The 18,236-nt window shown below is 69.6% G+C and carries 24 protein-coding genes; 13 read left to right on the top strand and 11 right to left on the bottom strand.

Annotated features, from left to right (window positions below):
• Positions 1 to 2 precede the first annotated feature (2 nt).
• Genes AU196_RS11660 through AU196_RS11640 form a run of 5 tightly spaced genes read left to right on the top strand, consistent with a single transcriptional unit; the run spans position 3 to position 3,919 of the window.
• The gene (locus tag AU196_RS11660) at positions 3 to 347 is read left to right on the top strand and encodes a lycopene cyclase domain-containing protein (protein ID WP_059095232.1); all 345 of its coding nucleotides are present in this window, start codon (positions 3 to 5) and stop codon (positions 345 to 347) included.
• On the top strand, positions 344 to 685 hold the full coding sequence (locus AU196_RS11655) for a lycopene cyclase domain-containing protein (RefSeq protein WP_059095231.1): 342 nt from the start codon (positions 344 to 346) through the stop codon (positions 683 to 685). The genes AU196_RS11660 and AU196_RS11655 overlap by 4 nt, the downstream gene beginning before the upstream one ends.
• Complete coding sequence (locus AU196_RS11650; RefSeq protein ID WP_059095230.1) at positions 682 to 1,401, top strand: class I SAM-dependent methyltransferase; 720 nt, start codon at positions 682 to 684, stop codon at positions 1,399 to 1,401. The genes AU196_RS11655 and AU196_RS11650 overlap by 4 nt, the downstream gene beginning before the upstream one ends.
• Positions 1,398 to 2,918, top strand: a complete 1,521-nt coding sequence (locus tag AU196_RS11645; RefSeq protein ID WP_059095229.1) for an FAD-dependent oxidoreductase — start codon at positions 1,398 to 1,400, stop codon at positions 2,916 to 2,918. Before AU196_RS11650 ends, AU196_RS11645 begins: the two co-directional genes overlap by 4 nt.
• Positions 2,915 to 3,919: a Rieske (2Fe-2S) protein gene (locus tag AU196_RS11640; protein ID WP_059095228.1), complete on the top strand. Its 1,005-nt coding sequence runs from the start codon at positions 2,915 to 2,917 to the stop codon at positions 3,917 to 3,919. Before AU196_RS11645 ends, AU196_RS11640 begins: the two co-directional genes overlap by 4 nt.
• A 7-nt stretch (positions 3,920 to 3,926) precedes the next feature.
• Here the strand turns inward: AU196_RS11640 and AU196_RS11635 are convergent, their stop codons facing one another.
• The 3 genes from AU196_RS11635 to AU196_RS11625 all read right to left on the bottom strand — a co-directional run bounded on the left by AU196_RS11635 (position 3,927) and on the right by AU196_RS11625 (position 6,637).
• Positions 3,927 to 5,303, bottom strand: coding sequence for a WS/DGAT/MGAT family O-acyltransferase (locus AU196_RS11635; RefSeq protein WP_059095227.1), 1,377 nt, complete (start codon positions 5,301 to 5,303; stop codon positions 3,927 to 3,929).
• On the bottom strand, positions 5,300 to 6,172 hold the full coding sequence (locus AU196_RS11630) for an alpha/beta fold hydrolase (protein WP_059095226.1): 873 nt from the start codon (positions 6,170 to 6,172) through the stop codon (positions 5,300 to 5,302). Before AU196_RS11630 ends, AU196_RS11635 begins: the two co-directional genes overlap by 4 nt.
• Before the next feature lie 93 nt (positions 6,173 to 6,265).
• Positions 6,266 to 6,637: a DUF427 domain-containing protein gene (locus AU196_RS11625; protein ID WP_059095225.1), complete on the bottom strand. Its 372-nt coding sequence runs from the start codon at positions 6,635 to 6,637 to the stop codon at positions 6,266 to 6,268.
• Between the two features lie 83 nt (positions 6,638 to 6,720).
• On the opposite strand from AU196_RS11625, the gene AU196_RS11620 reads away from it, so the two are divergent.
• Positions 6,721 to 7,188 carry an SRPBCC family protein gene (locus AU196_RS11620; RefSeq protein WP_059095224.1) on the top strand — a complete coding sequence of 156 codons (468 nt, stop codon included), beginning with the start codon at positions 6,721 to 6,723 and terminating at the stop codon, positions 7,186 to 7,188.
• Here the strand turns inward: AU196_RS11620 and AU196_RS11615 are convergent.
• Both AU196_RS11615 and AU196_RS11610 read right to left on the bottom strand, forming a co-directional pair.
• Positions 7,185 to 8,555 (bottom strand): NAD(P)/FAD-dependent oxidoreductase, encoded by a 1,371-nt coding sequence (locus AU196_RS11615; RefSeq protein ID WP_059095223.1) that lies wholly within the window; start codon positions 8,553 to 8,555, stop codon positions 7,185 to 7,187. The two genes, AU196_RS11620 and AU196_RS11615, sit on opposite strands and share 4 nt — an antisense overlap.
• 65 nt (positions 8,556 to 8,620) lie before the next feature.
• Positions 8,621 to 8,872: a hypothetical protein gene (locus tag AU196_RS11610; RefSeq protein ID WP_059095222.1), complete on the bottom strand. Its 252-nt coding sequence runs from the start codon at positions 8,870 to 8,872 to the stop codon at positions 8,621 to 8,623.
• A 205-nt stretch (positions 8,873 to 9,077) separates the two neighbouring features.
• Here AU196_RS11610 and AU196_RS11605 point away from each other — a divergent pair, with 205 nt between their 5' ends.
• Positions 9,078 to 9,578, top strand: coding sequence for a DUF4262 domain-containing protein (locus AU196_RS11605; protein ID WP_197415766.1), 501 nt, complete (start codon positions 9,078 to 9,080; stop codon positions 9,576 to 9,578).
• 57 nt (positions 9,579 to 9,635) lie between these two features.
• Here AU196_RS11605 and AU196_RS11600 read toward each other — a convergent pair whose 3' ends face one another.
• Genes AU196_RS11600 through AU196_RS11585 form a run of 4 tightly spaced genes read right to left on the bottom strand, consistent with a single transcriptional unit; the run spans position 9,636 to position 12,358 of the window.
• Positions 9,636 to 10,445 (bottom strand): class I SAM-dependent methyltransferase, encoded by an 810-nt coding sequence (locus AU196_RS11600; RefSeq protein WP_059095220.1) that lies wholly within the window; start codon positions 10,443 to 10,445, stop codon positions 9,636 to 9,638.
• Positions 10,442 to 10,828 (bottom strand): nitroreductase family deazaflavin-dependent oxidoreductase, encoded by a 387-nt coding sequence (locus AU196_RS11595; RefSeq protein WP_059095219.1) that lies wholly within the window; start codon positions 10,826 to 10,828, stop codon positions 10,442 to 10,444. The genes AU196_RS11600 and AU196_RS11595 overlap by 4 nt, the downstream gene beginning before the upstream one ends.
• Positions 10,829 to 10,841: 13 nt before the next feature.
• Positions 10,842 to 11,852 (bottom strand): NAD-dependent epimerase/dehydratase family protein, encoded by a 1,011-nt coding sequence (locus tag AU196_RS11590; protein ID WP_059095218.1) that lies wholly within the window; start codon positions 11,850 to 11,852, stop codon positions 10,842 to 10,844.
• Entirely contained in the window at positions 11,849 to 12,358 is a 510-nt protein-coding gene (locus tag AU196_RS11585; RefSeq protein WP_082695683.1) for a nuclear transport factor 2 family protein, read from the bottom strand. The genes AU196_RS11590 and AU196_RS11585 overlap by 4 nt, the downstream gene beginning before the upstream one ends.
• 178 nt (positions 12,359 to 12,536) lie before the next feature.
• Between AU196_RS11585 and msrB the strand changes: the two genes are divergently transcribed.
• Positions 12,537 to 12,965, top strand: coding sequence for a peptide-methionine (R)-S-oxide reductase MsrB (gene msrB, locus AU196_RS11580; RefSeq protein ID WP_231737533.1), 429 nt, complete (start codon positions 12,537 to 12,539; stop codon positions 12,963 to 12,965).
• Positions 12,962 to 13,477 (top strand): peptide-methionine (S)-S-oxide reductase MsrA, encoded by a 516-nt coding sequence (gene msrA, locus AU196_RS11575; RefSeq protein ID WP_059095216.1) that lies wholly within the window; start codon positions 12,962 to 12,964, stop codon positions 13,475 to 13,477. Before msrB ends, msrA begins: the two co-directional genes overlap by 4 nt.
• Here msrA and AU196_RS11570 read toward each other — a convergent pair whose 3' ends face one another.
• Positions 13,478 to 14,827 (bottom strand): cytochrome P450, encoded by a 1,350-nt coding sequence (locus AU196_RS11570; RefSeq protein WP_059095215.1) that lies wholly within the window; start codon positions 14,825 to 14,827, stop codon positions 13,478 to 13,480.
• A 95-nt stretch (positions 14,828 to 14,922) separates the two neighbouring features.
• Here AU196_RS11570 and AU196_RS11565 point away from each other — a divergent pair, with 95 nt between their 5' ends.
• Complete coding sequence (locus AU196_RS11565) at positions 14,923 to 15,504, top strand: TetR/AcrR family transcriptional regulator (RefSeq protein WP_059095214.1); 582 nt, start codon at positions 14,923 to 14,925, stop codon at positions 15,502 to 15,504.
• On the opposite strand, the gene AU196_RS11560 is transcribed toward AU196_RS11565, so the two are convergent.
• Positions 15,501 to 16,070, bottom strand: a complete 570-nt coding sequence (locus tag AU196_RS11560) for a TetR/AcrR family transcriptional regulator (RefSeq protein ID WP_059095213.1) — start codon at positions 16,068 to 16,070, stop codon at positions 15,501 to 15,503. The two genes, AU196_RS11565 and AU196_RS11560, sit on opposite strands and share 4 nt — an antisense overlap.
• 55 nt (positions 16,071 to 16,125) lie before the next feature.
• Here AU196_RS11560 and AU196_RS11555 point away from each other — a divergent pair, with 55 nt between their 5' ends.
• The 3 genes from AU196_RS11555 (at position 16,126) to AU196_RS11545 (ending at position 18,229) form a co-directional block, all read left to right on the top strand.
• The gene (locus AU196_RS11555; protein ID WP_059095212.1) at positions 16,126 to 16,797 is read left to right on the top strand and encodes a class I SAM-dependent methyltransferase; all 672 of its coding nucleotides are present in this window, start codon (positions 16,126 to 16,128) and stop codon (positions 16,795 to 16,797) included.
• A gap of 105 nt (positions 16,798 to 16,902) precedes the next feature.
• Positions 16,903 to 17,868, top strand: a complete 966-nt coding sequence (locus AU196_RS11550) for a TerC family protein (protein WP_082695682.1) — start codon at positions 16,903 to 16,905, stop codon at positions 17,866 to 17,868.
• Between the two features lie 37 nt (positions 17,869 to 17,905).
• Entirely contained in the window at positions 17,906 to 18,229 is a 324-nt protein-coding gene (locus AU196_RS11545) for a helix-turn-helix transcriptional regulator (protein ID WP_059095211.1), read from the top strand.
• Positions 18,230 to 18,236: the final 7 nt, after the last annotated feature.

Raw genomic sequence — 18,236 nt, 5'->3', positions numbered from 1 at the left:
GGATGGATCGCTTCCAGTACCTGATGGTCCTCGGCGCCTGCCTGCTCGTCACCCTGCCTCTCGAGGCGTTCGGAGCCGGCGTGTACCGGCAGGCCCGGCGGGCCGCGGCGGCCATCCTGCCCGTCGCCGCGGTGTTCGTGGTGTGGGATCTGATCGCGATCTTCGCCGACGTCTGGGGGTACAACGCGAAGTACGTCACCGGCATCGGGTTCCCGGACGTGCCGATCGAGGAGCTGATGTTCTTCATCGTGATCCCGTTGTGCGGACTGTTCACCTACAACGCCGTCGACACCGTCCTCGCGTACCTCAAACGGCGGCTGCGTGCCCGATCGGCGCAGTCGTCGTGATCGGCCTCGGCTACACCCTGCCCGCGATCCTCGCGGTGGTCGTGGTGGTGGTGTGGGAGCTGCGTTTCCTGCGCACCGGGCTCTTCCGGCGTCCCGCCTACTGGATCTCGATGGTCATCGTGATCGGCTTCCAGATCCCGGTCGACGGATGGCTGACCAAACTCAGCGCCCCCATCGTCATCTACAACGAGGAGCACACCAGTGGCATCCGGTTCCCGTGGGACATCCCGGTCGAGGACTTCCTGTTCGGTTTCGCGCTCGTGACCGCCGTACTGCTGCTCTGGGAACGCCAGCGGACGAGGAGCGCGAACGTCGACGGCGAGACGGTGCCCCGATGAGTGACGCGCTCCCCCACGCCAAGGTGCCCGCCGCGTTCGACGCCGGCGCGGCCGCCTACGACAAGCTCGTCGGCGCCAATCCCGGCTATCACGAACATCTTCGGCTGTCCGCGCGGCGGATGGGGCTGCCCGACGGTGGGCGCGGTCTGCGCCTGCTCGATGCGGGCTGCGGGACGGGCGCGTCGACCGCCGCGCTGCTCGCGGCGGCCCCGCACGCCCAGATCGTCGCCGTCGACGCGTCGGCCGGGATGCTCGCCGAGGCGCGGGCCAAGACGTGGCCCGGTTCGGTGCGCTTCGTGCACAGCCGGATCGAGGACATCGCCGACGCCGGCGTCGCCGGCCCGTTCGACGGGATCTTCGCCGCGTACCTGCTACGCAACCTCGCCGACCGGGACGGTCAGCTGCAGACCTTCCGCGAGATGCTGACCCCCGGCGCACCGCTGGCCGTGCACGAGTACTCCGTCCGCGATTCCCGCGTGGCGACCGCGGTGTGGAATGCGGTGTGCTGGGCGATCATCATCCCGTCGGGCCGCCTGCGCACCGGCGACGCGTCGCTGTACACCTACCTGCGGCGCAGCGTGCTCGACTTCGACGGCGCAGCGGAGTTCCGGAACCGCCTGGCGCGCAACGGGTTCACCGATGTGCGGAGCGAGACGATGCCGGGGTGGCAGCGCAACGTGGTGCACACGTTCACCGCGAAGGCGCCGGCACGATGAAAGATCCCCGGCGCGTCGTGCATCCGGCGCCCGCAGGTGTGGCCGACACCGCCGCGTTGGGCACGCGTCCGCGCGCGGTGGTGGTCGGTGGCGGCATCGCCGGGCTGACCGCGGCGACCGGACTGGCCGAACGCGGTGTCGAGGTCGACGTCGTCGAGCGCGAGACGTACCTGGGTGGCCGGGTCGGCGGCTGGACCGACGACGTCGACGGGATCGGCGCGGCGGCGATGAACCGCGGCTTCCACGCGTTCTTCCGCCAGTACTACAACCTGCGCGCGCTGCTGCGCCGCGTCGATCCGCACCTGTCGATGTTGATCCCGGTCGAGGACTATCCCCTCATCGACGGGCACGGCCGCCGCGACACGTTCCGCGGGCTGCCGCAGACACCGCCGTTCAACGCCGTCGCGTTCGCGCTGCGCAGCCCCACGTTCCGGTTGCGGGATCTGGCCCGGCTCAACGCCAGGGCGGCCGCGCCGCTGGCGACGGTGTCGGTGCCCGACATCTACGACCGGCTCGACCACATCGACGCCGAGACGTTCCTGCGCGACATCAACTTCCCCGACGCCGCCCGGCATCTGGCATTCGAGGTGTTCTCCCGCAGCTTCTTCGCCCAGCCGCCGGACCTCTCGGCGGCGGAGCTGGCGACGATGTTCCACATCTACTTCCTCGGCTCCAGCGAAGGGCTGGTGTTCGACGTCGCCGACGACAACTTCGACGTGGCGCTGTGGGAGCCGTTGCGCCGCCACCTCGAGAGCCGCGGCGTCCGGTTCCACACCGGTGTGTCGGTGACGGCGGTGGAGCGGGGGTTCACCGTGCACTGCGATTCGGGTCAGTCGCTGCCCGCCGACGGCGTGGTGCTCGCCACCGATGTCGCCGGGCTACGCGAGATCATCCGCAGCTCAACCGAGCTGGGCGACGATGCGTGGCGGGCGGCGGTCGGCGGGCTGGGCACCGCACCGCCGTTCCTGGTGCAGCGGATCTGGCTCGACCGCCCGGTCGCACCGGATCGGCCCGCGTTCCTCGGCACCGGCGGGCTGACGCCGTTGGACAATGTGAGTGTGCTCGAACGCTACGAACGTCAGGCCGCCGACTGGGCGCGGCGCACGGGCGGATCGGTCGTCGAACTGCACTCGTACGCGGTGACCGACACCTCCGACGAGTTGCCCCGGCGACTGCTGGCCCGGTTGCACGCGATCTTCCCCGAAACGGCGCAGGCGAACATCGTCGGCGAACGGCTGCTGCTGCGCGGTGACTGTCCGCGCTTCGCACCGGGCGACTTCGCCGGCCGGCCCACCGTGCGGACCCCGGTCGAGGGTCTGGCGCTGGCCGGCGACGGCATCCGCATCGATCTGCCGGTCGCCTTGATGGAGCGCGCCGCGACGACGGGGTGGTCGGCCGCCAACCGTCTGCTCGGGCACTTCGGCGTCGCGGGGCACGCCCTCACGACCGTGCCGACCACGGGCCGGTCCGCGACGCTGCGGCGACTGGCCGGGCGAGGAAGGCAACTGCAGTCATGAGCGCGCTCGCCGACATCAAGGCCAGGTGGGCGAAATCCTCACCGTTCAAGGTGCTTCCGCGCATCGACTGGGCCCGCCAGCAGCCCACCTATCAGGATGCGCAGCCCGCCGTGATCAACGCTGCACTGGCCCGCGCGAAGTCCCGCCCGAGCGGCAACTGGTTCCCGTTCGCGGCCAGCGACACCATCCGGCGTGCCGCTCTGGGCACCTCGGTGGGCGGTGTCGAACTCGTCGCGTGGCGCGGCGCGGGCGGCGACCTGCACGTCGGGCCCGCGACGTGTCCGCACCTCGGTGCCGACCTGTCCACCGGGACCGTCGACTGCGGCACGTTGATCTGCCCGTGGCACGGCCTGCGGCTGTCCGGGGAACGCCGCGAGTTCGGCTGGAAACCCTTGCCCGCCTTCGACGACGGCGTGCTGGCGTGGGTGCGCCTCGACGGTGTCGGCGGCGAGGAACCGACGGAGCGGCCGTTCGTCCCGGCGCGTCCCGCCGGCCCCACGCTGCACGCCGTGACCCGCCTGGTAGGGGTCTGCGAACCCGACGACGTGATCGCCAACCGCCTCGACCCCTGGCACGGCGCGTGGTTCCACCCGTATTCGTTCACCCGTCTGGAGGTGCTCAGCGCACCCGCGGCCGGCGAGGTGCCCGAACGCGAGGACCGTTTCCTCGTGGCGGTCACGTTCCGCGTCGGCCGGCTGGGGGTGCCGGTGGTCGCGGAGTTCGTCGCACCCGAACCGCGCACGATCGTCATGCGGATCGTCGACGGCGAGGGTGCGGGCAGCGTCGTCGAAACGCATGCCACACCCGTCGGGCCGGGTCCGGACGGACGGCCGCGCACCGCGGTGATCGAAGCCGTTGTCGCGCACTCGGATCGCCCCCGGTTCGGGTACGGGCAGAAGGTCGCGCCGTTGATCACCCCGCTCATGCGGCACGCGGCGACGAAGCTGTGGGTCGACGACCTGGCGTATGCAGAGCGCCGCTACGCGGTCCGCACCCGCTGAGATCCGATCAGCCGGCGGCGTTCCGGATCCGGGCGAAGGACCGGACCACCGCGTCGGTGGCCTCGTGGGTGTCGGCGAGCGTCTCGCCGTCGCTGAGGACCGAGACGTTCAGTTGGTCAACATAACTCCACACCGTCATGTTCATCGCGCTGCCCGCGGCCAGCGGCCCCACCGAGTAGATCTCGCTCACCACCGCCCCGGCGATGCGGCCGCGGCGCCTCGGCCCGGGCACGTTCGAGACGATCAGGTTGAACAGCGCGTTGGGCGCCTGCCGCCTCGACGTCCACCCGAAGACGGTGCGCAGGGCCGTCGGGGGGACGTACTCCAGCCAGCGCCCGACGGTGCCGGGCCCGAGCAGGTCGTGGTTCTCCTTGGCGATCCCGGCGGCGAGGCTGCTCAGCCGCACCTGCTCCAGTGGGTCGTCGACGTGCACCGGCAGCGAGACCAGCATCGTGCTCAACGCGTTTCCGGTGATCCGGTCCCTCGAGGTGTCGGTGGCGGCCGGCACCGAGGCGATGATCGGTGCGTCGGCCCGGCCGTCGTAGGCCAGCAGGAGCTCACGCAGCGCACCCGCCGCCGTCGCCAACACCAGATCGTTGAGCGTGACCCCGAGGTGCCTGCTCGTCTCCTTGGCCTCGGCCAGCGACAGGGTGGCGCTCGCGAAGCTCCGGTTCGGCGACACCTTGTGGTTCAGGAACGTCGGCGGCGGGTCGAACTGGCGGGCGAGGTCGGGGTTCTCGCGGCGCTGCCGCGACCGTCGCCGCAGCCGGTGGATCCCCTGGACGCCCTCCCTGACGACGGCCGGGAGCTCGGTCAGCTTGCGCGCGTGGTCACGGGCCGCGCCGAGGACGAGCTGCGCCGTCGACGGCGGGGAGACGGTTCCGTCGGGGCCCGCACCGGGGTCGGCCTCGGGCCATTCCATGGCGCGCGCCATCAGGTTCGCCGAGGCCACCCCGTCGGCGAGCGCGTGGTGCACTTTGCCGATCACCGCGACCCGGTTCCGCGCGAGCCCCTCGGCGTAGTAGAGCTCCCACAGGGGCCGCGTGCGATCGAGCGCGGTGCCGGCGATCCGCCCGATGAGGTCGTCGAGTTCGCGCCGCCCACCGGGGCCGGGCACCCGCACCTGCCGCACGTGGTAGCCGAAGTCGATGTCGACGTTCTCCCGCCACACCGGGCGGTGCAGGTGCAGCGGGACGTCGGCCAGTGCGTAGCGCAGGGGTTCCAGCAGATGCATGCGGCGGCGCAGCGTCTCGCAGAAGACCTCGAAGCTGGGCTCACCCTCGAAGTCCGACGTGTCCACCACGGCGACCTTCAGCGTGTGCTGGTGGACGTTGGGCGTCTCGCTGTTCAGCAGCAGGGCATCCCAGCCGCTGAGCCGCTTCACGATGCGGCGTCGGCCAGCACGCGGTCGTGCACCACACTGATCGCCTCGCTCAGCGCGGGCACGAACTTGGCGGCCTGCAACGTGCAACTGGCGTGACCGGCATCGACCGGCACCGCGTGTGCGCCGGGGATCCGGTCGGCCAACCACCGCTGGCGCGCCGTCCCGAAGGCACGGTCACGCAACGTGACCACCACCGACGTCGGCACGTCGATCTCCCCCACCCACGGGCGGGAGTCGAACCGGGTGATCTCGGCGATGGCGCGGGTGATCGCACCGGGGCTGGTGGAGCGGAACTGGTCGAGCAACCACTGCGGCACCCCGAACACGCCGTCGGCCGCCGAGGAGACCGGTGTCAGCGACGGACCCCGCAGCGGTGGGCTGAACGCGTCGATGAGCGCCGCGAAGATGCCGGTGGCCAGCCGCTCGTAGCTCGCGCGGGAGACGGCCGCCGCGCCGGCGCACAACACCAGGCCGTCGACGCGCTCACGGTGGCGTCGCCAGACCAGTTGGGCGACCAGCGAACCCATCGAGTAGCCGACCGGCACGAACGTGCGGATGCCCAGCGCGTCGGCCAGCGCCGCGACGTCGTCGGCGCAGTCTTCGAGCAGGAAGCGGGGCGAACTGATGCCGTGCCCGTGACAGCGCTGGTCGAACACCACCACCCGGCCGTACTGCCGGACCGCGTCCAGCGCGGGATACCAGGTCATCAGCCCGGTGCACGCCACCGAGTGCAGCAGGAGATAGGTCGGGCCGTCCTGCGGTCCGGAGTCGATGACGTACGTGCTGCCCCGCCCGGGCAGGTCCACGGTCCGCCCCGGGGGGATCTCACCGACGGCGGCGAGCGCCGGCATTCCGGGAAGTCTCGGCATGGTCAGCCCCCATCGGCGGCGATGGTCGTCGTGCCGCCATTACAGCACGCCGATCAAGACCACAGGGCGTTTCGCTTCAGGCCCGAAACGCGCTCAGCCGACCGTCACGTCGGCCTTGTCCGGATAGAACGCGACATGGCCGGCGATCGCGCCGACCGCCGGATACGGCTGCCCGTACGTCCAGACCGCGTCCTCGACGGTCTGGTCCGCGGCGTTCACGTGGTAGTAGGCAGCGTCGCCCTTGTACGGGCAGTAGGTGGTGGTGTCGCTGCACACCAGCGCCGATTCGTCGACGTCACGGATCGGGATGTACTGCACCGCGGGATAATCCGACTCCTGCAGGGTGAGGGCGTCGTCGGTCTCGGCGATCACGGCGCCGTTCACGGTCACCGTGACGTGACGGCCGGTCGGCGCGACCGTGATGGGGTGCTCGGCGGTGGGGTCGAGGACTGGGCGTCCGGACATGACGGACCTCCTGAGGTTGAGTCGCTTCCACCATCCCAACAACGCGGCCACCGCCGTTCTTCCGATCACTACCATCGACCGTCATGACGAACCCCGACGCCGCCACGGCGCAGGCCACGGTCGACATCGCCGCCGACCCGGACACGGTGTACCGCCTCATCACCGATCTTCCCACCCTCGCCGACCTCGCCGAAGAGACTTCGGCGATGGTGTGGAAGAAGGGCGACGCCGCCCGGCCGGGTGCGGTGTTCGTCGGCCGCAACCGCAACGGGTCACGGTCCTGGAGCACCACCTGCACCGTCACCGACGCGACGCCGGGGCAGGTGTTCGCGTTCGACGTGCGCAGCGTGGTCATCCCGGTCGCCCTTTGGCGCTATGAGATCACGCCGACCGGATCCGGGTGCCGGGTCACCGAGAGCACGTGGGACCGGCGGCCGGCGTGGTTCCGCAAGCCGGCCGGCTGGGCCACCGGCGTCAACGACCGCGACGACGCCAACGCCCGGAACATCGCCGCGACGCTGCAGCGACTCAAGGCCCGCGCCGAACGTTAGGGCCGGGCGGTGATGCGGTCGGCGAGCGTGGCGATCGGCGAGGTGGACGACCGGCCCCGCGCCTCGTGGCGGTCGGCCAGACGGTAGGCGAGGTAGAGGCCGCGCACACCGAGCCAGCGCAGCGGCTCGGGTTCCCAGCCGCGCGAGCGATGGCCCACCCAGGGCAGTTCGGTCAGCGGAGTCTTTCGGCCGAGCACCAGGTCGGCCAGCGTGCGGCCGGCCAGGTTCGTCGCCGTGACCCCGTGTCCGACGTAGCCGCCGGCCCAGCCCAGCCCGCTCGTCCGGTCGAAGGTGACGGTCGATTCCCAGTCCCGCGGCACCGCGAGCACACCGCACCAGCCGTGGGCGATCGGCACGTCCCGGATCTGGGGCAGCAGGGTGTGCAGAACGGCGGACAGTCGGCCGATCGTCCGTTGCGGCACCCGCCCGTCGTCGTCGATCCGCGACGAGAACCGGTACGGCACACTGCGTCCGCCGATCGCGATCCGGTCGTCGACGGTGCGCTGGGCGTAGAAGAACCCGTGCGCGGTGTCGCCGGCGGTCTCGCAGCCGTCCCATCCGATCGACGCCCACCGCTCGGCGGGGATCGGTTCGGTCGCGATCATCGAACTGTTCATCGGCAGCCAGCGGCGGCGCAGGCCCGGCAGCACCGCGGTGAAACCCTCGGTGGCGCGCAGCACGACCGGGGCGCGCACCGCGCCGTGCGGGGTGACGGCCCGGCCGGGGCTGATCGCGGTCACCGGTGACTGTTCGTAGATCGGCACGCCGAGGCGCTCGACGGCCTCCGCCAGCCCTCGGGCGAGGCGGGCCGGCTGGATGCGGGCGCAGTGCGGGGTGTGGTACGCCGACACCAGTCCGTCGAACCGGATGCGTTCGGCTGCTTCGTTTTTCGTCAACGGCGTGATGCCGTCGACCTGCCAGTGCCGCTCCTCCTCGAGGTCGGCGGCCAGGCGCTTCGCCTGCGCGGGGTTGCGGGCGATCTCCATCGTCCCGCCCTTGACGATGCCGGCGTCGATCCCTTCGGCGGCGGCGACGGCCGCGACCTCGTCGACGGTCTCGTTGAGCGCCCGCTGCCACGCCACGACGGCGTCGCGTCCGTGGCGCGCGGCCATCGCGGCGCGGTTGCCGGGCACCAGTCCCGACAGCCAGCCCCCGTTGCGCCCCGACGCGCCGAACCCGGCGAACCGGGCTTCGAGGACCGCGACGCGCAGCGACGGGTCGGCGCGCTTGAGGTAGTAGGCGGTCCACAGGCCGGTGTAGCCGGCGCCGACGATGCAGACGTCGGCCTCACGCTCCCCGGGCAGGGACGCGCGGCAGGCCGGAAGTCCGTCGAACCAGTGGGACACCTGACCGTTGACCGTGGACACCGGACGATTCTGGCACCCAGCACGAGGGGCGCCCCGTTTCGGGACGCCCCTGGTCTGGTGCGCGATCAGCGGACGGTCACGTAGACGACGCGGTCGTCGTTGTCGTAGCGCACCGACACGATGCTCGACTCGTCGAGCGGCTTGACCATGCCCTGATGGTTCACCCGCACCGAGTAACCCCGGTCGTCCAGCGAGCTGATGGTGTCGGCGGCGTTACCCGCACCCGAGGGCGCGGCCTGCGCGGCGGGGGTGGCCAGACCCAGGAACGCGGCGGCCAGTGCGCTGGCGGCGATGGTGGCGAATCCGAACTTGTTCATGTCCTTACCTCTTCGTTTCCGTTCGGTCGGGAGGCTTCCTGGCCGGTCTGATGGTTCAAACCAGCAGGTCAGGACAGTGATTCCGGTTGGCAGTGATTGACCGACGGGTGGCAGGATCTGTCGGTCATTGCCGCTGCTGCCACCGCGAGCAGTGGTGTCAGACCCCCGGCGCATGCTGGCCGCAACGACGACGAAAGGTGCGGCCATGTGCTGGCATTGCGACCATCCGGAAGCCACCCTGAACGACTACCTCGACGTGGTCCGCGGCCTGATCCTGAAGAACGGGTGGGCCGTCCAGTACGTCGAAAGCGAACGAACACCGTTCGCGTACACCATCGGTCTGCACGAATGCGGGCTCCCCGAACTCCTCATCACGGCCGTCGACGAGAGACGCGCTTTCCTGGTGCTCAACACCGTGGCGGGCTACTGCATCAAGCACGACGGCCCTGTCCTGGCGGGCGATGTGATGTCGCTGCCGGACACCCTGGTGGAGTTCGTCGAGGTGGCGCAGCCGGATGCGCACATGGGAATGGCGATCGGCATCTACGGGCGGGACGTGCGCGCGCTGCAGCTCGTCTGGGCCGACGACCAGTACCGGTGGCCGTGGTCTGCGGACTTCAACCCCGGGGGCCTGCGGCAGCCGGTGCTCGGCCAGCGGGAGACTCGCTGTCCACTGCATCGGTCAACACCACCGGCGCCGGACTGAAGACAAAAGGAGCGGCCAGACCCAGGAATGCGCCGAACGGAAAGCGGGAATTGCGCGTCAGAACGCGTAGCGGTGGAACTGTGCCATCGTCCGCAGGCCCGGCACCCGGTTCATCACGGCCGCCATCGCCCGGTAGCCGAATGTCAGCTCGGAGAACGCGTCGGAGTCGAATACCGGGACCCACGCCAGCAGCCGCGTGCCGGGCACCGCGTCGAGGATGTCAGCGGGTCCGCCGATCCCCCAGTGCAGCCTCGCCCCCGCCCGCCGCACCGGGGTATTGGTCCACCCCAGCGCGATACCGAACCGGTTGAAGGCATCGAATTGCACTTCACCACACGGGAATCGGCCTACCACACGGCGCAGCAGCGCGACACCGTCCGCTTCGGTGAGATACATCGTCACGCCCTCGGCGACCACCAGCGTCGGGCGATCCGACGGCACCGACGACAGCCATCCCGCGTCCGTCACCGACGCGGCCACGACATGGCAGTGCTCCCGCTCCGGATAGAACCGCGCCCGCAACGCCGCGACGTCGGGATAGTCGACGTCGAACCATTCGACCCCAGGGCCCGGCTCGAGCCGGTAGTAGCGGCTGTCCAGTCCGCAGCCCAGGTGCAGCACCACCGCTTCGGGATGCACAGCGAGGAACTGGCGCGCCCAGCCGTCGAAGTGCTTGGACCGCAACGCCACCGACAGCGCATTGCGCGGGGTGATCCCGGTCCGGGACCAGTCGTACTCGATCTGCCCGACGATGTCGCCGGCGAATGCGTCCCGCAACGCGGACTCCGATGCCCGGGCGTCGAGCGCCTTGGCGTACAGCGTCGCCAGCATCGTCTCGGACGCCCCGTGCAGGTCGACGCGGCTCACTGCACGATCCGCAGGTACAGGAAATCCGAAACCCGGGCCGCGGCAAGGATGTACCGGACCGGCGGCACCGCCGGCATCTCGGAGCGGTCCTCGTCGAGGAACAGCTGCGGGTCGGTCACCCGGTACCGCCTGCGCCGCGTGATGACCTCACATCCACCCGCCGCGACGACGTTGCGCACCCAGTCCGCATGCGACCCGTAGGTCAATGCGAGCACGAACCCGCCGCGACGGCGGAACAGGTTGACCGGCGTGCGGAACTCCCTACCGGAGTTGCGGCCGCGGTGCACCACGACACCGAAGCCGGGCAGCCACGGCGCGATGTACTTGACGACCCGGTTGAGGCCGACGCGGTTGGCCCGCGCGTGCCATCGGGGAGCCACCATCGCACACCTCCCGCTACGACGTACTCTTGCTCTCCCGCTTGGCATCACGCAGGTCCACCCAGAACCGCGCGGCCTCGCGGATCGACTCCTCGACCGGCCTCGGTTGCCAGCCCAGCTCCCGCACCGCCTTGCTGTGATCCAGTTCGGCTTCGGCCCGCATCAACCGCAGCGATTCCAGCGACAGCCGCTCGTCGGTGCCCCGCAACCGTGCTTTCGCACTGCCCAGCGTGGCGAGCGCATACGACGCGGCCAGCGGAAGCGATTTCGTCGGCGGCGCCACGCCCGCGGCCTCCGCAGCGATGCGCGCGACATCGGCGTTGCTGATCATCTTCTCCGAGATCAGATAGCGCTCGCCGACGCGGCCCTTCTCGCCGGCCAGGATCATGGCGCGGGCCGCGTCGTCGACCCCGACCGCTTCAAGTTCGATCCCGCTCATCACGAACGGCAGCTTGCCGAAAGCGGCGCCGGCGATGATCGCGCCGTGCGGGGTGCGTCCCCAGTCGCCGCTGCCGTACGTCGTCGACACACACATGGCGACGGCGGGCAGCCCGCGCTGCCTGGCGTACCGCAGGACCAGTTCCTCGCCCTGCACCCGAGACCGGACGTACGGGGTCACCCGGCGTACGTCGACGACGTCGTCCTCGGTGGACCGCCGTCCGCGGCGTCGCCCGACGGTGACGTAGCTGCTCGTGAACACGAACCGGCGCAGCGGCAGTTCGACCGCGACGTCGAGCACATTGCGGGTGCCGTCGACGTTGGTACGGAACAGCGGCGCGGGATCGCGCAACCACCCGCGGGCGTCGACCACGCAGTAGTACACGTCGTCGCACCCGGACATGGCCTCGCGCAACGTGGCCTCGTCCCAGATGTCCCCGACGAAGCGGGTCACGTCGAGGTCGTCGATGCCGATGGTCTTCGCATTCGGGCGCACCATCGCCCGGGCGTCGTGGCCGTCGGCGACGAGTTGGCGGGTGACGTGGGAGCCGAGGAAGCCGTTGGCGCCGATGACCAGCGCGGTGCTCACCGGGCGTACTTCTTCATCCACGCCGCCGCCTCATCGGTCAGCGTGCCCAGTTCGGCCGCCCTGCGGCACCACTTCGCCGTCGCGGAGGCGAACCGCAGCGGGTTGTAGACGTCCTCCTGCCGGGACCACTGACCGTTACCGGCGTAGGTGATGATCGAGATGTTCGTCGCGCTGATGACCGTGCCGTCACCGGGGTCGCGCATCGGGTTGTCGAGTTCGCAGATGATCCGCCCGGTGGCTTCGTCGGCGACCGACCACAGCGCCGGGAACGCGGTCATGTAGCTGCCCGGGAAGGTCGTCATCGTCTTCCAGATCCACGGCCTGACCTCTTCGCGCCCGCGCATGGTGCCTGCGGCGTGTTCGATGTAGAGGACGTCGGGGGTGTATTGATCGACCCACGGATCCCAGTCGCGGGTCTGCGCCGCGTGGGCGACGGTCTCCTCGAACGTCGCGAACGCCGCGGTCAACTCGGCGCTGGTGAACCTGGCAGGGGCCGTGTCCGTCACACCAGAACTGAAACACGTTCTATCCATATTTGTCGAGGGTGAACACGCGGCGAGCAGGGATGATCGCGCGGCGGCCTACGGTTGTAGAGGGTGCACACGAGGAGGTCATGTGGCACACGGTCGTTTGAATAACACGAGCCAACAGAAAAACACGAGCTACAACCGGAACCCCGCCGCGGTGAATGCGCTGTCGCCCCAGCAGTATCACGTCACCCAGGAGAACGGCACCGAGCGGCCGTTCACCGGTGAGTACTGGGACAACCACGAGCCGGGCATCTACGTCGACGTCGTGTCGGGCGAACCGCTGTTCGCCTCGGTCGACAAATTCGAGAGCGGCAGCGGATGGCCGAGTTTCACCCGGCCGATCGAACCGGCCAACGTGAAGGAGAAGAGGGACTTCAGCCACCTGATGCTGCGTACCGAGGTGCGCTCGGCGCACGGCGACAGCCACCTCGGCCACGTCTTCACCGACGGTCCCCGCGCCGAGGGCGGGCTGCGGTACTGCATCAACTCCGCGGCGCTGCGGTTCATCCACCTCGACGACCTCGAGGCGCAAGGATATGGCGAGTACACGACGCTGTTCGACACCAAGGAGGAAGCGCGATGACCGAATTCAAGAAGGCGATCCTGGCGGGCGGCTGCTTCTGGGGTATGCAGGACCTGATCCGCAAGCAGCCGGGCGTGGTGTCGACCCGCGTCGGATACACCGGCGGGCAGAACGCCAACGCGACCTACCGCAACCACCCGGGCCACGCCGAGGCGATCGAGATCACCTACGACCCGGCGCAGACCGACTACCGGGCCCTGCTGGAGTTCTTCTTCCAGATCCACGACCCGACGACGAAGAACCGTCAGGGCAATGACGTCGGAACGAGTTACCGCTCGGCGATCTTCTACGTCGACGACGAGCAGAAGCGTGTCGCGCTCGACACCATCGCCGATGTCGACGCGTCCGGCCTGTGGCCGGGCAAGGTGGTCACCGAGGTGACGCCGGCCGCCGAGTTCTGGGAGGCCGAACCCGAACACCAGGACTACTTGGAGCGGATGCCCTGGGGTTACACCTGTCACTTCCCGCGGCCGGACTGGAAGCTTCCCAAGCGCGCGGACGCGACAGCCTGATCAGGCCAGCGGCTGGGGCCGGCGGCGCAGGGTGACCTGCCCGCCGGCCTTCGGCGTATAGGCGACCCCGCGGGAGTGCACCTTCTCCCCCGGTGCCGTGGTGGGCTCGATGACGAAGTTTCGCAACACCGTCCGCAGGACGACGTCCATCTCGACGTTCGCGAACACCGCGCCGATACAGCGGCGGGTGCCGCCACCGAACGGGACGTGGACCAGCGGCGACGGGCGCGAGCCGACGAACCGTTCGGGCGAGAACCGCTCCGGGTCGTCGTACTCGTCGGCCTGCTCGTGGATCTCGGCCAGCGCCACCACGATCGAGTAGCCGCGCGGGATCACCCACTCGCCGAGTTCGAACGTCGGCGCGTAGACGTGGCGGCCGGCGAAGTCGATCACGGTGCGGTTGCGCTGCACCTCGTAGATCGTCGCCTGACGGTATTCGTTGTCGTCGGTGGCGGCCTCGGCGACGAGCTTCTCCAGCACCTCGGGGTGACGGCTGATGCGCTCGAAGGCCCAGCCGAGCGTCGAGGCCGTCGTCTCGTGGCCGGCCGCGAGCAGGGTGAGCAGTTCGTCGGCGATCTCGCTGCGCGACATCTCCGTACCGTCCTCGTACGTGCTGCGCAGCAGCAGCGCCAGCACGTCGTCACGTTCGTCGAAGCGCGGGTCGGACCGGATTTCGTCGATCAGGCGGTCGATCACCGCGTCGTAGCGCCTGCGGTAGTCGGCGAGCCGCCCCCACGGCGTCCAGCGGCCGAAGGTGCGTGGCGGGCTGGGGACGACCGCGAGCCGGGAGCCCAGCGTGACCCACGGCGGGATGATGCGGCGCAGTTCGTCGAGCTTCTCGCCGTCGGCGCCGAACACCGCCCGCAGGATCACGTTGAGGGTGATCCGCATCATCGGCTCGAGCGTCTCGAACGGCCGGCCTTCCGGCCAGTTCACCGATTCGCGCAGCGTCTCTTCTTCGAAGAGCTTCTCGTAGTTCTTCACGCTCTTGCCGTGCAGCGGTGGGGTGAGCAGGCGGCGCCGCCGTTTGTGTTCGGCCCCGTCGAGCGCGAACACCGAGCCGGGTCCGAGGATCCGGCTGAGGTTGGGCTGGATGTTGCCGACGTCATCGGTGGGCGCCATGAACAGTTGCTTGGCCAGCTGCGGGTCGGCGACGATCACGGTGCGGCCGAACATCGGGATGTTGATGCAGAACGCGGGTCCGTGCCTGCGTGCCATCCAGGACACCAGTTGACGGCGGGCGAACGCGTACGCGGCGCCCTGCACCGGCATCGGAAGGCGCAGGGCCGGCGGCAGGTTCACCGCGCGGGGGCTCGGGGTGGGGACGTCGGCAACGATTGCTTCGCTCATGGCACTCCAGCCGGTCGTGGTACTGCGATGTACCGAATACGTATGAGGTACGGTACCGGCCGGTACCACCCGATGCAAGGGTGTAGAGAGGTGACATGACGAGGGCCGTACGCGACGACCTCCATCGCGGCAGGCTGCTTGACGGCCTGGCCTCCTCGATCGCCGAACGGGGTTACCGGGACACCACGGTCGCCGACATCGTCCGGCATGCGCACACCTCCAAACGCACCTTCTACGGCCGGTTCGACAGCAAGGAGGAGTGCTTCGTCGAACTGTTGCGCAACAACAACGATGCGCTGATCGCGCGTGTCCGGTCCGCGGTGGATCAGCACGCGGACTGGGACGAGCAGATCCGCCAGGCGGTCGGAGCGTACGTCGACCACATCGCCGCGCGGCCGGCGATCACCCTGAGCTGGATCCGTGAACTGCCCGCCCTCGGCGCCCAGGCGACACCGCTGCACCGCTGGGCGATCGACCGGCTCACCGACATGCTGGTCGGCCTGACGAGCAGTCCCGGGTTCCGCAGGGCGGGTAAGGCGCCGTTGAGCCGTCCGCTGGCGGTCGTCCTGCTCGGCGGTCTGCGGGAACTGACCGCGCTGTTCGTCGAGGACGGGCGCGACGTGCGCGGGATCCTCGAGCCGGCGGTCACCGCCTCGACCGCGCTGCTCAGCGGTTAGCGCAGCAGCAGGCGCGCCGAACGCTCCAGACGCTGGGTCATGTCGTCGTAGGACGAGTAGCCCATCCCGGCCCACACCAGCGCGCCGACATAGAGCAGTTCGAGCGCCTCGATCGCGTCGAAGTCGACCGGCGCACCCAGCGCGTTCACCAGCCGGTCGCGCACGTCGCGACCGATGCGCTGCCGCAGCACCTCGACGTCGGGGTCCTTGCCGAGCAGGGCGTTGGTGACCGCACCGGCGAACTCCGGTTCGTCGGCGACCAGCAGCGCGATGTCGCGCAACACCTCGACGACGCGGGTCGCGGGCTCGTCGGAGACGTGCGCGGCCGGGGGCGCCGCGGACAGCCTGCGCCAGAAGACCTCCGCGACGAGGTGCTCCTTCGACGAGAAATATGTGTAGGCGGTGGCGGCGCCGACGCCGGCCTCGGCGGCGACGCGCCGCACGGTCAGAGCGGAGAAGCCGTCACGGTTGAGGATGTCGACCGCAGCGCGTCCCAGCCGGTCGACGGTGTCGGCCTGCTTCGCGGTCAGACGGCGCCGAGTCGACTCCAGGGTCGGATCGGACACATGTCCGGACGCTACTACAACGGCACAGGAGCAGCAACGGCTAGGTTGGGTAGCCATGAGCGTCACCGACACTGATCTCCCGCCACGCGCCGCGCGCCTGTTCACCCTCGCCGAAGAGGCCGTCGGGTTCATGCCGGCCGACGAGGGCCGCACCCTCTACGACACCGCGGTGCGCTACCTCGGCGACGGGATCGGCGTCGAAATCGGTACGTACTGCGGCAAGTCCACGCTGATGCTCGGCGCGGCCGCCCAGGAGACCGGCGGTGTGGTGTACACGATCGACCACCACCACGGCTCGGAGGAACACCAGCCCGGCTGGGAGTACCACGACACCACCTTGGTGGACCCCGTGACGGGGCGGTTCGACACGCTGCCGACGATGCGGCACACCCTCGACCCGGCCGACCTCGACGATCACGTGGTCGTCGTGGTCGGGCGCTCTCCGGTGGTGGCGCGCGGATGGCGAACACCGTTGCGGCTGTTGTTCATCGACGGCGGGCACACCGAGGAGGCCGCGCAGCGCGACTTCGACGGCTGGGCCAGGTGGGTCGAGCCGGGCGGCGCGCTGATCATCCACGACGTGTTCCCCGACCCCGACGAGGGCGGGCAGGCGCCGTTCCACATCTACCAGCGGGCGCTGGCCACCGGCGCGTTCCGCGAGGTGGGTGCGACGGGTTCGATGCGGGTGCTGGAACGGACCGCGGGCAGCGCAGGAACTCTCGACTGACCTGACCTTCCCCGCCACCACGCGCGGTCTATATGCGAACTATGTTTCGTGCTTTTATATTCGTATATGATGGGGTGGCCGTCGGCATCGGGAAGGAGCGCGCCGATGACTGAACCCTTGACCGTTCCCCTCTGGGGCTGGGGCGTGCTGATCGCGGCCATCGCGCTGATGCTGGCCGTCGACCTCCTCCTGCACCGCGACAACCACATGATCGGGTTCCGGGAAGCCGCGGTCTGGTCGGCGATCTGGATCGCGGCCGGGCTGGGGTTCGGGGTGGTCCTGTGGTGGATCTACGGCGGCGAGGTCGCCGGGACGTACTACGCCGGGTACCTGATCGAGAAAGCGCTTTCCGTCGACAACGTGTTCGTATTCGCGTTGATCTTCACGTATTTCGCCGTCCCGGACCGCTACCAGCACCGGGTGCTGTTCCTCGGAGTCGTCGGCGCGCTGCTGTTCCGCCTCGTGTTCATCTTCGTCGGGGCCGAGATGCTCGAGCGGTTCTTCTGGACGGCCTACGGGTTCGGCGCCTTCCTGATCTACACCGCGTACAAGATGGCGTTCCAGCACGACGACAAACTCGAGCCCGACAAGAACCTCCTGGTGCGGCTCGTCCGCCGGGTGGTGCCCACCGACCCTCGTTATCACGGCGAGCGGCTGTTCACGCGCATCGACGGCAGGCGGGTGGCCACGCTGCTGTTCGTCGTGCTCGTCGCGGTGGAGGCCACCGACCTCGTCTTCGCCATCGATTCGGTCGCGGCGGTGCTGGCCATCACAACCAGCACGTTCCTCGTGTGGACGGCCAATGCCTTTGCCGTACTGGGGCTGCGGAGTCTGTACTTCTGCCTGGCCGGTCTGCTGCGACGGTTCACCCATCTGCACTACGGGTTGGCCGTTCTGCTGGCGTTCGCCGGTGTGAAGCTGATCCTGTCGGAGACACCGATCGGCAAACTCCCTATCCCGCTGACGCTTTCGGTCATCGTGGTGACGCTGACGGTCTCCATCGTGTGGAGCCTGGTCGCCACCCGCACACCGCAGTCGCGCGACACCGATCGCGAGCGCGCCGATTCCTGAAAGGCACTGCGCGCATCCCGCAGTATCATCGTCGGCCATGGTGACTCCCCGACGGGCGGCGAAGAAGGTGGTTCCGCCCGCATCCGACACGGGCCGCGGCTGGACGTTCTTGACCAACCACGCGCATGTCCTGCTCTGCCTGGCCCAGGGGGAATCGTCGACCGCCCGAGAACTGAGCCAGCGGGTCGGCATCACCGAACGCGCGGTTCAGGCGATCCTGGCGGATCTCATCGCCGACGGCTACCTCGAGAAGTCGAAGGTCGGCCGGCGCAACAGCTACACGGTCAACCCGAAGGGCCGGTTGCGCCATCCGCTCGAATCCGCGCACACCGTGGGCGAATTGATCGACGCCCTGACCTGACGACGGC

Source organism: Mycobacterium sp. IS-1742 (assembly GCF_001500125.1).
Lineage (GTDB): Bacteria > Actinomycetota > Actinomycetes > Mycobacteriales > Mycobacteriaceae > Mycobacterium.
This window is presented reverse-complemented; position numbering and strand designations above follow the sequence as displayed.